This window comes from Pseudomonas sp. NY15435, assembly GCF_048068295.1.
Taxonomy (GTDB): domain Bacteria; phylum Pseudomonadota; class Gammaproteobacteria; order Pseudomonadales; family Pseudomonadaceae; genus Pseudomonas.
In genome coordinates this window covers 270,974-285,238 of sequence record NZ_JBLUQA010000009.1, presented here as the reverse complement: position 1 = coordinate 285,238, position 14,265 = coordinate 270,974, and the positions used below count along the sequence as shown (strand labels likewise).

Genomic DNA, 14,265 nt, shown 5'->3' with positions numbered 1-14,265 from the left:
GCTTCCGGGCCCGGGGCGGGGGCGGGCGCGGCCCGGGCACCCCCAAGGGGCCCCGCCCGGTCCGGGTTGTGGGTGCGGGCGCGGGGGCCTCCGGCCGCTCCGGCGCTGGACGCTGCCCTCTCCCCCCGCCCTCTCCCTGAAGGGAGAGGGAGCTATCTGTGCCGGCCTTTAGGTCCGGTGTATTCCTGATACATCCATCTGCTCCGAACCAGTCCCCTCTCCCTTCATGGGGGGGACGACTAGTCAGAGGGTTAGGGAGAGGGTGCTTCCGGCCGCTCCGCGCTGGACGCTGCCCTCTCCCCCCGCCCTGGCTGCGCGCCCCGCTCCGAAGGGAGAGGGAGCTATCCGTGCCGGCCTTTACGTCCGGCGTATTCCTGATACATCCATCTGCTCCGAACCAGTCCACTCTCCCTTCATGGGGGGGACGCCTAGTCAGAGGGCTAGGGAGAGGGTGCTACCGGTCACTCTGGCGCTGGGCGCTACCCGTGCGGCGTTCAGCCTTGTGCGTCTGCGCCATGCCCTTGCGCCATCGCCACCACCACCTTGCGCGGCCCGCTGAACGGCGAGCGCGCATGGGCGGCGAGCATGTTGTCGAGCATCAGGACGTCGCCGCTGTACCAGGGGAAGCTCACCTTGGCCTCCTCCAGCACGCCGCGCACTTCGTCGAGTACGGAGGGTTCGATGGGGCTGCCGTCGCCGTAGTAGACGTTGCGCGGCAGGTCTTCCTCGTCGACGATTTCCAGCAGACTCTCACGCACTTCCGGCGGCAGGTTGGAGACGTGGAACAGGTGCGCCTGGTTGAACCACACCCAGTCGTGGGTGACCGGGTGCCGGGCCACCGCCTGGCAGACCTGGCGGGTGCGCAGCTCGCCGTCTTCCTTCCATTCCCAGCCGATCTGGTGGGCCTTGCAGTAGGCCTCCACCACGGCCGGATCGTCGCTGTTGAAGACCTGCTCCCAGGCCACGTCCAGGCCGTTGCCGAAGTTGCGGGTGTACATCAGCCCTCGCTCGGTGAAGCGCCGGCGAATGCCCTCATCCACCTTGCGGTAGATCTCGCGGCTGTCAGCGATGGGCGTCTCGCCGCCGCTCTGCGCGGCCTGCACGCAGTAGAACCAGATTTTCATCGGCCACTCGCGGGTGTAGGCCTGCTCGTTGTGCAGCGGGATGTGCTGGTGCGGCGGGTATTCGGTGGAGGTGTACACGCCGCTGGTGACGTTGCTGCGCGGGGTGGAGCCGAACTCGTAGTTGAGCAGCGGATGGCCGAAGCCGGCGGCAAACTCGCGGAAGCGCTCCGCCGCACCGACCTGGAAGCCACGGAAGAGAATGCCGGCGCAGACCGGCAGGCGCTCATCCACCAGCGGGCGCAACTCGGCCAGGGCGTCGAGCAGGTCGACTCCTTCGCCGCGGGCCTGGACCAGCAGCGGCAGGCCGCCGCGCGCTTCGGCCAGGGGAGCAATGTCAAACAGAGTGGAGGTGGGCATCTGGGTCTCCGCTTGGATCGATCAGGCCAGCGCTGCGCTGGTCGAATGGCCGGGCTGGCGCAGGCGGCCGAGCAGCAGCTCGAGCAGGCGCGCCTCGCTTGCGTTGAGGAAGAAATGGCCGCCGTCGAGCATCTCCAGGGAGAAGCCCGCGCTGGTCTCGTCCTGCCACGCGGACAGGGAATCCGCCGAGAGCCGGTCGGCCTTGCCGCCGAACACGTGGATCGGGCAGGCCAGCGGTGCACGGGGGCGATAGTCGTAAAGGCCGCAGAGGAGGAAGTCGGCGCGCATCACCGGCAGGGTCAGGCGCAGCATTTCCTCGTCGGCAAACACTGCTTCGGGCGTGCCACCGAGACGGCGCATACGCTCGATCAGCTGGGCGTCACTCTGCTCCTGCGCCAGCTCGCGATGGCTGTCGCGACGCGCCGGCGCGGAGACCGCCGAGGCGAACAGTGCCTGCGGCATCGGCAGGCCACGCTCGCGCAGGGCGTGGGCCAGCTCGAAGGCCAGCAGACCGCCGAGACTGTGACCGAAGAGGGCGTAAGGCTGGTCCAGGCGCGCGGCGATTTCATCCGCCAGCTGGCCGGCCAGGGCGCGCAGGTCGGTCTGCAGGTTTTCGGCGAAGCGCCGGCCACGGCCGGGCAGCTCCACCGGGCAGACTTCGATCCAGCCCGGCAATTGGCGTTTCCAGCGGGCATAGACCATCGCGCTGGCGCCGGAGTACGGCAGGCAGAACAGACGCAGCATGGGTTACTGCCCCTCGGCCATCTTCTGCCGCAGGCTCAGCGGGCGCATGTCGGTCCAGTTGGCTTCGACGAAGGCCAGGCAATCGGCCTTGCTCCCCTGCTTGCCGGCTTCGCGCCAGCCGGCCGGGACTTCCTTGTAGTCCGGCCACAGCGAGTACTGCTCTTCACCGTTGACCAGCACCTTGTAAACCGCATCTTCGCGATCGAACGCCATCGCCCTTCTCCTTCAGCTGTATGGGATGCCGGCCACCGGCCATTACCGATGTTTTCCAGCTCTGCCATGAAGACGAGAGAGGCAATGAAATAGTTAGTGTTCTCGGATGCGATTAATTCTCATAAGATATGCGCCGGCGAAATTTCCTGGCTTGCCCTTCACCCATGTGCCGAGAGATCTGACGAATGGATGCGAATGAAAAATCTTCACACTTGCGTGGGAACCCTGTCGCAGAGCGATAGTCGGAGTCTCTCGAATAAATTGATAATAATTATCATTTGATCTAGATTGACCGCCTCAACCCATGTGGACGTCCCCGCCTCCGCCGCCGCATAGGAAACCCTTGCATGTCCAAGCCAATGCCCGCCGAGTCGCGCCCTGCTCTGCACGAGCTGTTCGCGACGCACCGGCAGACCTTCATCAATGCGGCAGCACGCATCCTTGGCTGCCGCAGCCATGCCGAAGACGTGGTCCATGATGCGTACATCAAGCTCAATGCGAGCGACCTCACTCCCGGCATCCAGTCGCAGAGCGGCTACCTGATGCGCGTGGTGCGCAACCTGGCCATCGACCTCTATCGTCGCCAGGCGCTGGAGAAGCGCTACTCAGGTAGCGAGGAAGAAGGCATGCACATCGCGACGCCATCCGCCTCACCGGAGATCGAGCACGAAGACCGGCAGACCCTGGAGGCCATTTCCAGCGCCCTGCAGAGCCTGCCCGAGCGCACGCGCTACGCCTTCGAGATGTATCGCCTGCACGGCCGCACACAGAAAGAAATCGCCGAGGAACTGGGCGTCTCCCCGACCCTGGTGAACTTTATGGTGCGCGACGCGCTGATCCACTGCCGCAAGACGCTCAAGGGTCTGGAAGACGGCAAGCGCTGAGCCTCAGCCTTCCGCCAGGGCGCGGAAGGTCGAGCGATACTGCTCCGGCGTGGTGCCCGACAACCGCCGGAACATTGCGATGAACGCCGAAGGGCTGCTGTAGCCCAGATTGAAGGCGATCTGCTGTACCCCTTCCCCGGATGCCAGTGCCTCGATGGCGGCGAGAAACCGCAGGCGCTGGCGCCATTCGCCGAACGACATCCCCAACTCGCGCTGACAGGCCCTTGCCAGGGTGCGCTCGGTGCTGTGCACGCGCTCGGCCCATTGCGCGAGAGTACGGTTGTCGCCGGGCTCGGCCTGCAGCGCAGCCAGCACTTCGCCCAGCGAGCCGCCATTGGCGTATGGCAGGTAATCGTCGTGGGGTTGCGCCGCTTGTAACTGGTCCATCACCACTTCGGCCAGGCGCTGATCCGCCGCGCTCTGCGGAATGTTCACCTGCCGCGCGGCGAAATCGGAAAGGATGGCCTTGAGGATATCGCTGATCGCCAGGGTGCACGGATTCTCGGGCAGTTTGCCGGCCAGTTCGACAGACACATACAGCGAGCGATAGACGATGGCCTGGCGGTTGTAGCAGCTGTGCTCACGCCCCGGCGGCACCCACACGGCGTATTGCGGCGGCGAGAGGAAACGCTGGCCGTCCACCTCCAGCTCCATCACCCCGTGCGACGCATAGTTGAGCTGGCCCCAGGCGTGGCGATGGCTGGGCGAATGGGTGCCGGCGTCGAACTCGTCGTAGCGGAAGTACAGATCGGCGGGCAGCTGGTCGATGTCGGGCAGCGGAAGGGGGAGTACGCGGGTCATGTCCGAATGCCGGGGTGGATTGTCTGGATTTCATTATACGTCTGGATTCGGACGAGGCGAGAATGGGCGCCATCCATGGAGCCCTCTCCCCAGCCCTGGCTACGCGCCCCGCTCCAAAGGGAGAGGGAGCCGTTTGGCAGTCAGCGCAATAGCGGAGTCAGCCGGCTAACACTGGACTTTCCGGCAGCTCCAGACAGTCCCCTCTCTCTTCAGGGAGAGGGTTAGGGAGAGGGAAACAGCCCCACTCCGAAGCCAAACCCGAGCCCCGCAAGAATCCCATGAACTACCTGTTTCCCCTGCTGGCCGTGGTCATCTGGTCCGGCAATACCGTCGTCAACAAGCTCGCCGTGGGGCAGATCGCCCCCGCGGAAATCGGCTTCTACCGCTGGCTACTGGCCGGCGCGCTGCTGACACCCTTCCTGCTGCGCGCCACCCTCGCCCACTGGCCGGTGATCCGCGCCAACCTGGGCAAGATCGTCACCCTCGGCCTGCTCGGCATGGCCGTCTACCAGTGCCTGGCGTACTACGCCGCCGCACTGACCTCGGCGACCAACATGGGCATCATCCTGTCGCTGATGCCGTTGATGTCCCTCGCCCTGGCGTCGATCCTGCTGCGCCACAAGCTGAGCGTCGCCGCGCTGCTCGGTGCGCTGGTATCCCTGGGCGGCGTGCTGCTGGTGATCACCCAGGGCAACCCGCGGCAGCTGATCAGCCACGGCGTGAACCTGGGCGACGGCATGATGATCGTCGCCACCCTCGCCTACGGCGTATATGGGGTACTGCTGAAGAAGTGGAACCTGCCCTTGCCGCCACTGCTGATGCTGTATCTACAGGTGCTGGTGGCGATCGTCGCACTGGCGCCGCTTTACCTGGCCTCGCCGCACCACGGACTGAATGCCGCCAATTTGCCCCTGGTGCTCTACGCCGGGCTGCTGGCCTCCATCGTCGGTGCGCTGGCGTGGATGCAGGGCGTGCAGCGCATGGGGCCGAGCCGGATGGCACTGTTCTTCAACCTGCTGCCGGTGCTGACCGCCGCCATCGCCGCCGTGGTACTGGACGAGAAACTGACCAGCTACCATCTGGTTGGCGGTGCGCTGACCCTTGGGGGCGTGCTGCTGGCGGAACTTTGGCGGCCGCGGGCAAAACCCGCCGCGGCCGTCAGCGCCCGCTGATCGGGCACGCCATCCGCCCCGGCGCCGGACAGGCTCTTGTAGGAGCGAGCTTGCTCGCGAAGCGCTTGACGTCTGTGCCGCCGGGAAATCCGTTCGCGAGCAAGCTCGCTCCTACACGTTCGTGCCGGCGCGGAACTCGGCCATCGGTCTCGCAGAGCGCATAACGCGCCAGCGTTATCCGCCGTGAGTAGACCGGCAGATAACCCGTACCAGGTAATCTGCCCTACGCCGCATTCGTAGCGGTCTAGGCGCCTTGGAACTCGGCCATCAGAGTCGAGACCAACTCCGCCGCCGGCATCTCCCGCGACAGTGGCGCGCCCTGCCCGGCCCATTGCACGGCAAAGTCACTGTTGCCCTTGGCGGTCGCCGCGGCCGTCAGCGCCTTGGCCGCATCGTAGGTGATCGGGTAATCGGGCAGCGCCGGCGCATCGGTACTGCCGACGTCAGTGAACAGCCGGTTCACCATTCCACGCGCGGCGCGACCGGAAATCGCCGCCGTCACTTCGGTGCGCTCCCCACGCTCGCCCCGCAGCGCCGCCTTGAATGCAGCGTTGGCCGAGGACTCGTCGGCGCAGATGAATGCCGTACCCATCTGCACCGCCTGAGCGCCCAGCGCGAATACCGCGCGCATGCCCTGCCCGTCCATGATGCCGCCTGCCGCGATCACTGGCAGGCCAGTGCCCTTCACCAGCGTGCGGACCAGCGCGAAGGTGCCGATACGCGCGTCCTTCTCCGGCTCGAACACGCCACGATGCCCGCCGGCTTCATACCCCTGCGCGACGATGGCGTCGATCCCCGCCGCCTCGATGGCGCGGCCTTCCTCCAGGCAAGTGGCCGTGGCCAACAGGCGGATACCAGCAGCTTTCAGGCGATCGATCCACTCTTGCTGCGGCAGGCCGAAGTGGAAGCTAACCACGGCCGGGCGGGCCTCGATGAGGAACTCCAGCATGTCGGGGTCGGCCAGGAAGCTGCGGTAGATCTCGGTGATCTGCGCTGGCGGCTGCGCATCGAACTCGGCGAACAGCGGGCGCAGGTGTTCCAGCCAGGCGGCCTCACGCGCCGCGTCGGCCACGGCCGGGCGGTGGCAGAACAGGTTGAGGTTGAGCGGCTTATCGGTCAGCGCGCGGGTCTGCTCCAGCAGGGCGCGAGCCTGCGTCGCATTGCTCGCACCCAGGCCGATGGAACCCAGGCCACCGGCATTGGACACCGCTGCGGCCAGCGCCGGGGTGGACACGCCCACCATGGGCGCCTGGATGATGGGGTGCTGGATGCCGAGCAGTTCGGTGATGCGCATGACGGGGTCCTCGTCGTCGGGGCCGGCGAAATCGCCGCTTGACTAACGATCTCATAACGAGAATATTCGTCGCAACATATTCTCCATTGAAGATTAATCATGGATCTCTCCAGCCTGGAAATCTTCCGTTGCGTGGCCGAGGAACAGAGCGTCACCCGTGCCGCCGCCCGCCTGCAACGCGTGCAATCGAACGTGACCACTCGCATCCGCCAGCTTGAGGAAGACCTCGGCGCAGCGCTGTTCCTGCGTGACGGCAAGCGCATGACGCTGACCGACCAGGGCCGTGAATTCCTCCGCTATGCCGAGCAACTGCTGGCCCTGGCCAGCGAGGCGCGGCAATCGCTGCACCCGCAAAGCGCCACCGGCAGCCTGCGCCTGGGCAGCATGGAAGCCGCCGCGGCCAGCCGCCTGCCGGAAATCCTGGCGCGCTTCCACCGCGCCTACCCCGAGGTGGAATTGCACATCAGCACCGGCCACAGCCAGAAACTGATCAATGAGGTGCTTAACCGACAGTTGGACTGCGCCCTGATTTCCCACCCGGACATCCTTCACGCCGAGCCTGGTTTCGAGGCGCTGCTGGAACGAGGACTGTGCGCCAAACCGGTGTTTCGCGAGGAGCTGCTGCTGGTGTTGCCTGGCGACCACCCGCCGATCACCCGGCCCCAGGACGTACAGCTACGCACTCTGGTGGGCTTTGCCCGCGGCTGCACCTATCGCCAACTGCTGGAGCGTTGGCTGGACGGCGCCTCGCTCGCCGTGCAGGAAGTCGGCTCGTACCACGGCATCCTCGCCTGCGTGAACGCCGGCTCATGCTTTGGCGTGCTACCGCGTTCGGTGCTGGAGCTGCATCGCGACATGCCGGCCCTGCAGGTGGTGCCGCTGATGGAAGTGGATACCCTGCTGATCTGGCGCGAGGGCTACGCCACCGGCGCCTTCCAGCGTTGGCGGGAAACCCTGGGGGCACGTCCATGAGCCGCACACGCCGCCTGCCCGCCGCGTTGTCAGCGGCGCTGATCCTCGCCGTCGGCATGGGCTTCGGTCGGTTTGCCTTCACCGGGCTCTACCCGCTGATGGTGCGCGACGGCGTGCTCAGCGTCACCGGCGGCTCCCTGGCGGCCTCGGCCAACTACGCCGGCTATTTGCTGGGCGCGCTGCTGTTGGCGCGCAGCCACGAACGACATGCCGCGCGAATTTGCGTGATTGCCCTGATCGGCACGTTGGCCAGCCTCGCCGCCATGGCCATTCCGGCACCGGCCTGGTTCGCCATCGGCGTGCGCCTGCTGGCCGGTGTACTCACTGCCATGGTGCTGGTCAGCGCTGCGCAATGGTTGCTGCAGGCCATGGGCGAAAGCCATGGTGCACCAACGATGTTCGCCGGGGTGGGCATCGGTATCCTGCTCTCGGCGGAACTGATCGCCGCGGGCAAGGCCTTCGGCCTGGGCAGTGCGGCGATCTGGTGCGTGCTGGCGCTGGCCGGGCTTGTGCTGTCGCTGCTGGCTGTGCCTGCGCTGGGCCGCGAAGGGCCGACCGCGCCACACGAGGCAGCGAACGCCACGGGGCCGGCGCCGGAGCTGTCCGCACCGATCATCCTGCTGGTCTACGGGCTGGCCGGCTTCGGCTACATCATCACTGCCACCTACCTGCCGCTGCTGATGAAGAGCGGCCTGGGTGCCATCGACCCGTTGCAGGTCTGGGCCGCGTTCGGCCTGGGTGCTGCGCCGTCGTGCTTTCTCTGGCACCGCTTGCACCAGAAGCTGGGCGACCGGCGCGCATTGGCGCTGAACCTGCTGGTACAGGCCATCGGTGTGATGTTGCCGGCGCTGGGCGACTCGGCCTTCCTTTATCTGGGCAGTGCGGTGCTGGTGGGCGGCAGCTTCATGGGCACCGTAACCATCGCCATGCCGGCAGCCCGCGCCGTGGCCGCGCAAGTTCGCTTCAACGTGCTGGCGGCGATGACGGCGCTGTATGGCGTTGGGCAAATCGTCGGGCCGCTGGCCGCCAGCGCCCTGCGCGGGCTGACCGGCAGCTTCATCCCGGCACTGGGAGCCGCAGCCAGTGCGTTGCTGATCGGTGCTCTCTGCTGTCTCCCCCTGCGCCGGACTGCCCTTTGTAGGAGCGAGCTTGCTCGCGAATAGCCTCAACACTGCGGCTGCCTGGAACTCCTTTCGCGAGCAAGCTCGCTCCTACATAAAGCAGCCGAGGTCGGCCAATTCAGGCCGGCGGCTGCTGGCGGAAGGACACACCCAGGCGGTTCCACACGTTGATCGCCCCGATGGCCACGGTCAGGTCCACCAGCTCGCGCTCGCTGAACTGCTCGCGGGCCAGCTGGAAGACCTCCAGCGGCACCTTGGATTCGGACAGCTGCGTCACCGACTCACACCAGGCCAGCGCCGCACGCTCGCGCTCGGTGAAGAACGGTGACTCGCGCCACACGCTCACCGCGAACAGACGGCGCTCGGTCTCACCGTTGCGGCGCGCTTCCATGGCATGCATGTCGGCGCAGAAGGCGCAGTTGTTCACCTGCGACACGCGCAGACGCACCAGCTCCAGCAAGGGCTTCTCCACCGACAGTTCGAAGATGGCGGCTTCCAGCGCCAGCACCGCCTTCAGTGCTTCCGGCGAGGCGGTGTAGTAATCCAGACGCGGCTCCATGACGGTACTCCAGAGATTGACCCGGTCATTGTGCGCCGCGTCGCGCCAGAGGCAGGTGGCCAATCCGGCGAATTTCGGCCGCACAACTTCACCGCGCCACCCGCCGGCGCTACGCTTGCGCAACCGCCCTGCCCCGGAGTTCGCCCTTGGAGCTGCACCTGATCATCCACGGCCAGAAGGATCTCGCCGGGCAACTCTACCGCCAGCTGCGCGAAGCCATCGACTCCGGCCGCCTCGCCGCCGGCACCCGCCTGCCGCCCAGCCGGTTGCTGGCCGAGCAGTTGGGCATCTCGCGCAAGACCATCTCCGACACCTACGCCCAGCTGACCTACGAAGGCGTGCTGGTCGGCAAGATCGGCAGCGGCACCTTCGTCAACGCGCATCTGCCGCGTCACGACCGACGCAACGACAGCATGCGCTTCGCCAGCCAGGACAACATCGACCGCTGGGCCAACCTCGACACCCGCCTGCGCCATCCCGGCGCCGCCGGCACGGCGAAGGCCGACTTCATCGGCGGCGCCACTACGCAACTGCAGTTCCCCCAGGAAGAATGGCGACGCTGCGTGAACCACGCACTACGCCAGATGGCCGGCCTGCGCGGGCACTACAGCGCCCCCGAAGGCATCGCCCCGTTGCGCGACGGCATCGCCCAGCACATCTCCTACGCCCGCGGCGTGAACTGCCAGCTGGACGACGTGATGGTCTGCAACGGTGCGCAGCAGGCGCTGGACCTGCTCGCCCGCGTCATGCTCCGCCCCGGCGACAAGGTGGCCATGGAGGACCCCGGCTACACCCCCGCACGGCTGATCTTCCAGACTCTCGGCGCCGAAGTGGCCAGCGTGCCGGTGGATGCCGAGGGCATCTGTGTCGAGCAGATTCCCGACGGAACCCGGATGATCTACACCACACCCTCGCACCAGTTCCCGCTGGGCATGCCGATGAGCCCGGCGCGTCGCGAGGCGCTGCTGGGCCGCGCGCTGGAACTGGGTGCACTGGTGATCGAAGACGACTACGACAGCGAGTTCCGCTACGAAGGCCGGCCCACCGATGCACTGCAAAGCCTCGACCGTCGCGGCGTGGTGGCGTACATCGGCACCTTCTCCAAGGTGCTGCTGCCGGAGCTGCGCCTGGGCTATCTGATCCCGCCGCCCAGCCTGTTCCCGGCGCTGGTGCGGGCGCGACAGATATCCGACTGGCACAGCTCGACCCTGGCCCAGTGGGCACTGGCCAGGTTCATCAGCGAGGGCTACCTGCTCAAGCACATCCGCCGCTGCCACGGCATCTATGCCGGGCGACGCGAGCGCATCCTGGTGCGTCTCGCGGGCGACCTGTCGCCGTGGCTGGAGACGGTGCCCTCGGTGGCCGGCTTCCATCTCACAGCGCTCTTGCGCGAGCCGATCAACGTAGCCCTGCTCACCGAGCTGGCGCGCAAGGTGGAGGTCGGCATCTATGGCCTGGCGCCCTTCCATCACCAGGTGCCGGTTCGCGACGGCCTGCTGCTGGGCTTCGGCGCCATCGACACACTGGACATCGACCCCGCCCTGGACAAGGTGCGCGACCTGTTGCAGCAGTTGGCCTGAGCCAGAACCCAATTCCCAGGGTGCGTAGGAGCGGACTCTGTCCGCGATGTGTCACCGGCAGGCCCGGAGCTGCCGGAAATCGATCGCGGACGGAGTCCGCTCCTACGCCCCCCCTCACATGCTAGGCCTTTGTAGGAGCGAGCTTGCTCGCGAACCACATGGCACGCAGCTTGTTCGCGAGCAAGCTCGCTCCTACAGGTCCGTCATGCGGGGCGCGCCCTTCCATCGCCAGGTGCCGGAGCGGACTCTGTCCGTGATATGCCACCGGCAGGCCCGGAGCTGCCGGAAATCGATCGCGGACGGAGTCCGCTCCTACGCCCAGCCCCTCACATGTTGGGCTTTTGTAGGAGCGAGCTTGCTCGCGAACCGCATGGCGCGGAGCTTGTTCGCGAGCAAGCTCGCTCCTACAGGTCCGTCATGCGGGGCGTATTGGCCCAATGGTTTTCCCGGGAATTGGCGGTTCAGGCGCGGGAACTGCGCCGTTACCCTGTCAGCATCGGTTTGAAAACCGGTTCCGGCCTTTATCGGATCGCAGCCTCAGTGCCCAATGGCCGCTCATCCGCCAGCAAAAAAGGAGCCTCGCCATGTCCCCGTCCGCCATTGCCATCGTCCGTGTCCAGGCATTCCCCGGCCAGGCCGCCGCGCTGGGCGATCACCTCAACGAGCTGCTCGTACAGGTCCGCCTGCAACCCGGCTGCCAGTCCGGGGAGCTGCGGGCGCTGGACGCCGATCGCTGGCAGGTGAGTACCTGCTGGAGCAGTCAGGCCGAACTGGACGCGCACCTGTCCGGCCCGAAAGCACAGCAGTGGCTGGGCCAGCTCGGCAGCGGTGAGCTGGCGCTGGGGCTGGAGTTCGAGAGCCGCAGCGCCGAGTGATTCAGAACGGCGAGCGCACCACGCCGCCGTCCACCCGAAGGGCCGCGCCATTGGTGGCCGAGGACGCCTCGGAGCAGACGTAAACCACCAGGTTGGCCACCTCCTCCGGACGCGCGAAGCGCTGCAACAGCGAACTGGGGCGCGCGCTGCGGAAGAACTCCGCCTCGAACTCCGCGAATGGCTGGCCGCCGGAGAGTTTTTCGACGAATTCGTTGACGCCCTCGGAAGCGGTCGGCCCCGGCAGCACCGCGTTCACCGTCACGCCGGTGCCGGCGCAGGTTTCCGCCAGCCCGCGGGAGAGGCTGAGCTGGGCGGTCTTGGTGACGCCGTAGTGAATCATCTCCACCGGAATCACCATCCCACTCTCGCTGCTGATGAACACTACCCGCCCCCAGTTCTTCTGTTTCATCCCCGGCAGGTAGGCGCGCGACAAGCGCACGCCGGAGAGCAGGTTCACATCGAGGAAGCGCACCCAGTCTTCGTCGGGAATCTCCTCGAAGGGCTTGGGATCGAAGATGCCCAGATTGTTCACCAGCACGTCCACCGCCGGGTAGCGCTGCACCAGCGCGGCGACCTGTTGCGGGTCCGACAGGTCACCAGCGAAACCTTCCACCTGGGCGCCGGCCTGCTGCGCGCGGATTCGCTGCAATGCCTCATCCACGGAAGCCTGGCTGCGTCCGTTGACGATGACCCTCGCTCCTTCGCGGGCCAGGCCCTGGGCGATGGCGAAACCGATACCCTTGGTCGAACCGCTGACGAGGGCGAGCTTGTCGGTGAGGTGCAGGTTCATGGATGTCTCCGGCGATGGCGAAGTAATCGGCCGCGACGTTGCGCCGCGCGCCCGTGGACCGATGAGGATAGATGAGAGTTGGCGCTGTCAACGCTCCGCCGGATTCTCGGGTTTCGCCGGCGCCGCGTGCCACTGCTCGCGCGGCACCCATTTGGCCTCCTGCGGGTCGCCCAGATAGTGCGGCGACATGATCTGCACGCCGTACTCGTTGAACACATCCTGGATATTGGCGTGCAGCACGCTCAGCAGCAGCGCGCGCGGGCGCGGCTCGCTCGGAATTGCCTGGGCCACCAGACGGTACTCGGGGTAGAAGTCTGACAGGGCTGTCTGGAACACCTGCGGTGCCGGAGTCTCGAGGATGCCGTCGGTGCGTCGCGCCGCCTCGATCAGCATCGCCTCCACCTGCCGCCAGGGCGTGTCGTAGCCAATGGTGACCACCGTATCGACTACATAGCCCTGGCCCTGCACGATGCGCGAGTAGTTGCGCGTGACGGAGCCGGTGATCATCGAGTTGGGCAATGTCAGCACCTCGCCCAGGCCGGTGCGAATCGTGGTGTTGAACACGCCGACCTCGGTGACCGTGCCTTCGTTGTCGCCGATACGGACGAACTCGCCGACCCGTAACGTGCGCGAGTAGGTGAGGATCAGCCCCGAGGCGGCCTGGCCTATCACGCTGGACGCGCCCAGGGAAATCATCAGGCCCACCAGCACCGACAGCCCCTTGAAGGCCTCGGTGCCGGAGCCGGGCAGGTACGGATAGGCCATGACAATGGCGAACAGCCAGATCGCCAGGGAAGTCAGCCGTGTCGTCGGCTGCAGGGTTTCCTCGGTCAGCCAGCGCAGGTTGCCTGGGCGCGCCATGCGTTGCAGCACGTGGCGGGAAAAGCCGCTGATGGCGCGGGCGATGATCAGGATGCAGAGCGCCACCGCAAGGCCGGGCAAGGCATCGAGCATGCCATTGATGAGGTAGCGCGCCAGGTTCACCAGGTGCACGTTGAGGCTTTCGCCCCACGGCCGGGTATAGGGGAAGCGCGACAGCACGAAGCTCAACCACTGGTAGCTGAACAGGAACACCAGCAGCCAGTAGACCAGCCAGATCAGCCGGCCGACCAGGTAATAGAGGTAGCGGCTGCCCAGCAGCGGCGTCTGGCCCACTTTCAGTCGACCGCTGTGGCGGCTCATCACACCGGGTAGCCGCTCCAGCAGCTTGTTGCGCACATAGGCGATCCCGCGCAATGCGGCACCGTAGATGAGTGTCGCCAGGGCCGCCAGCCCCAGCGCAGTCAGCAGGAAGCGCAGGCTGTGCGCCTCCTGGTTTTCCGCCACCACCAGGCGCAGGTTGGCGGCGGCCTGTTCGGCGGCGGCACGTACCGAAGCACCGGGAGCGTCGAGGTCTGCCGGGGACAGGATGAAAGCGCGGCTGTAGCCCAGCAGCACCAGATAGCTGTCCTGGACCGGATCAATGCTGACCGCCAACGCATCGCTGCCTTGCAGCGCCTCCTCGATGGTCGCCTTGGCCCGATGGGCACGGACAGCCGGGGACTCCCCGAGCAGGGTGGCGCGCAGCACCACAATGGCGCGATTGCCTACCTTCAGCTCCGTCGCCGCATCGGCGGGAGCAGCCGTAGCAGCCGGTTTTTCCTCGGCGTGCCCGCTACTCGCCCAGGCGAACGCCAGCCAGAGCACTACCAGCCATCGACCCAGTTGCATCCCCATTCCCCGCTCCCTGATGTTCCGGCGCACTGCCACGGCCTCTGATGGACCTCAGGCCCAAGCGTA

At 66.6% G+C, this 14,265-nt stretch carries 14 protein-coding genes; 6 read left to right on the top strand and 8 right to left on the bottom strand.

Annotated features, from left to right (window positions below):
- Positions 1-494: 494 nt before the first annotated feature.
- The 3 genes from ACNFH5_RS22055 to ACNFH5_RS22045 are packed head-to-tail and all read right to left on the bottom strand — an operon-like array spanning position 495 to position 2,438.
- On the bottom strand, positions 495-1,481 hold the full coding sequence (locus ACNFH5_RS22055; protein WP_416749641.1) for a TauD/TfdA family dioxygenase: 987 nt from the start codon (positions 1,479-1,481) through the stop codon (positions 495-497).
- Positions 1,482-1,502: 21 nt separating this feature from the next.
- Positions 1,503-2,225: a thioesterase II family protein gene (locus ACNFH5_RS22050; protein ID WP_416749639.1), complete on the bottom strand. Its 723-nt coding sequence runs from the start codon at positions 2,223-2,225 to the stop codon at positions 1,503-1,505.
- Positions 2,226-2,228: 3 nt separating this feature from the next.
- On the bottom strand, positions 2,229-2,438 hold the full coding sequence (locus tag ACNFH5_RS22045) for an MbtH family protein (protein WP_416749637.1): 210 nt from the start codon (positions 2,436-2,438) through the stop codon (positions 2,229-2,231).
- A 347-nt stretch (positions 2,439-2,785) separates the two neighbouring features.
- Between ACNFH5_RS22045 and ACNFH5_RS22040 the strand changes: the two genes are divergently transcribed.
- Positions 2,786-3,322 carry an RNA polymerase factor sigma-70 gene (locus ACNFH5_RS22040; RefSeq protein WP_416749635.1) on the top strand — a complete coding sequence of 179 codons (537 nt, stop codon included), beginning with the start codon at positions 2,786-2,788 and terminating at the stop codon, positions 3,320-3,322.
- Between the two features lie 3 nt (positions 3,323-3,325).
- On the opposite strand, the gene ACNFH5_RS22035 is transcribed toward ACNFH5_RS22040, so the two are convergent.
- Positions 3,326-4,123, bottom strand: a complete 798-nt coding sequence (locus tag ACNFH5_RS22035) for an AraC family transcriptional regulator (RefSeq protein ID WP_416749633.1) — start codon at positions 4,121-4,123, stop codon at positions 3,326-3,328.
- Between the two features lie 278 nt (positions 4,124-4,401).
- On the opposite strand from ACNFH5_RS22035, the gene ACNFH5_RS22030 reads away from it, so the two are divergent.
- Positions 4,402-5,295 (top strand): DMT family transporter, encoded by an 894-nt coding sequence (locus ACNFH5_RS22030; RefSeq protein ID WP_416749631.1) that lies wholly within the window; start codon positions 4,402-4,404, stop codon positions 5,293-5,295.
- Between the two features lie 244 nt (positions 5,296-5,539).
- On the opposite strand, the gene ACNFH5_RS22025 is transcribed toward ACNFH5_RS22030, so the two are convergent.
- Positions 5,540-6,589 (bottom strand): NAD(P)H-dependent flavin oxidoreductase, encoded by a 1,050-nt coding sequence (locus tag ACNFH5_RS22025; RefSeq protein WP_416749629.1) that lies wholly within the window; start codon positions 6,587-6,589, stop codon positions 5,540-5,542.
- Between the two features lie 99 nt (positions 6,590-6,688).
- Between ACNFH5_RS22025 and ACNFH5_RS22020 the strand changes: the two genes are divergently transcribed.
- Together ACNFH5_RS22020 and ACNFH5_RS22015 are read left to right on the top strand one after the other, a co-directional pair.
- Positions 6,689-7,561, top strand: coding sequence for a LysR substrate-binding domain-containing protein (locus tag ACNFH5_RS22020; RefSeq protein WP_416749627.1), 873 nt, complete (start codon positions 6,689-6,691; stop codon positions 7,559-7,561).
- Positions 7,558-8,724, top strand: coding sequence for a YbfB/YjiJ family MFS transporter (locus ACNFH5_RS22015; protein ID WP_416749625.1), 1,167 nt, complete (start codon positions 7,558-7,560; stop codon positions 8,722-8,724). Before ACNFH5_RS22020 ends, ACNFH5_RS22015 begins: the two co-directional genes overlap by 4 nt.
- A gap of 76 nt (positions 8,725-8,800) precedes the next feature.
- Here ACNFH5_RS22015 and ACNFH5_RS22010 read toward each other — a convergent pair whose 3' ends face one another.
- Positions 8,801-9,241 carry a carboxymuconolactone decarboxylase family protein gene (locus ACNFH5_RS22010; RefSeq protein ID WP_416749623.1) on the bottom strand — a complete coding sequence of 147 codons (441 nt, stop codon included), beginning with the start codon at positions 9,239-9,241 and terminating at the stop codon, positions 8,801-8,803.
- Between the two features lie 146 nt (positions 9,242-9,387).
- Between ACNFH5_RS22010 and ACNFH5_RS22005 the strand changes: the two genes are divergently transcribed.
- Complete coding sequence (locus ACNFH5_RS22005) at positions 9,388-10,821, top strand: PLP-dependent aminotransferase family protein (RefSeq protein WP_416749621.1); 1,434 nt, start codon at positions 9,388-9,390, stop codon at positions 10,819-10,821.
- Between the two features lie 584 nt (positions 10,822-11,405).
- The gene (locus ACNFH5_RS22000) at positions 11,406-11,696 is read left to right on the top strand and encodes a putative quinol monooxygenase (RefSeq protein ID WP_416749619.1); all 291 of its coding nucleotides are present in this window, start codon (positions 11,406-11,408) and stop codon (positions 11,694-11,696) included.
- A 1-nt stretch (position 11,697) separates the two neighbouring features.
- On the opposite strand, the gene ACNFH5_RS21995 is transcribed toward ACNFH5_RS22000, so the two are convergent.
- Together ACNFH5_RS21995 and ACNFH5_RS21990 are read right to left on the bottom strand one after the other, a co-directional pair.
- Positions 11,698-12,486, bottom strand: coding sequence for an SDR family NAD(P)-dependent oxidoreductase (locus tag ACNFH5_RS21995; protein WP_416749616.1), 789 nt, complete (start codon positions 12,484-12,486; stop codon positions 11,698-11,700).
- An 87-nt stretch (positions 12,487-12,573) separates the two neighbouring features.
- The gene (locus tag ACNFH5_RS21990; protein ID WP_416749614.1) at positions 12,574-14,202 is read right to left on the bottom strand and encodes a mechanosensitive ion channel family protein; all 1,629 of its coding nucleotides are present in this window, start codon (positions 14,200-14,202) and stop codon (positions 12,574-12,576) included.
- Positions 14,203-14,265 lie beyond the last annotated feature (63 nt).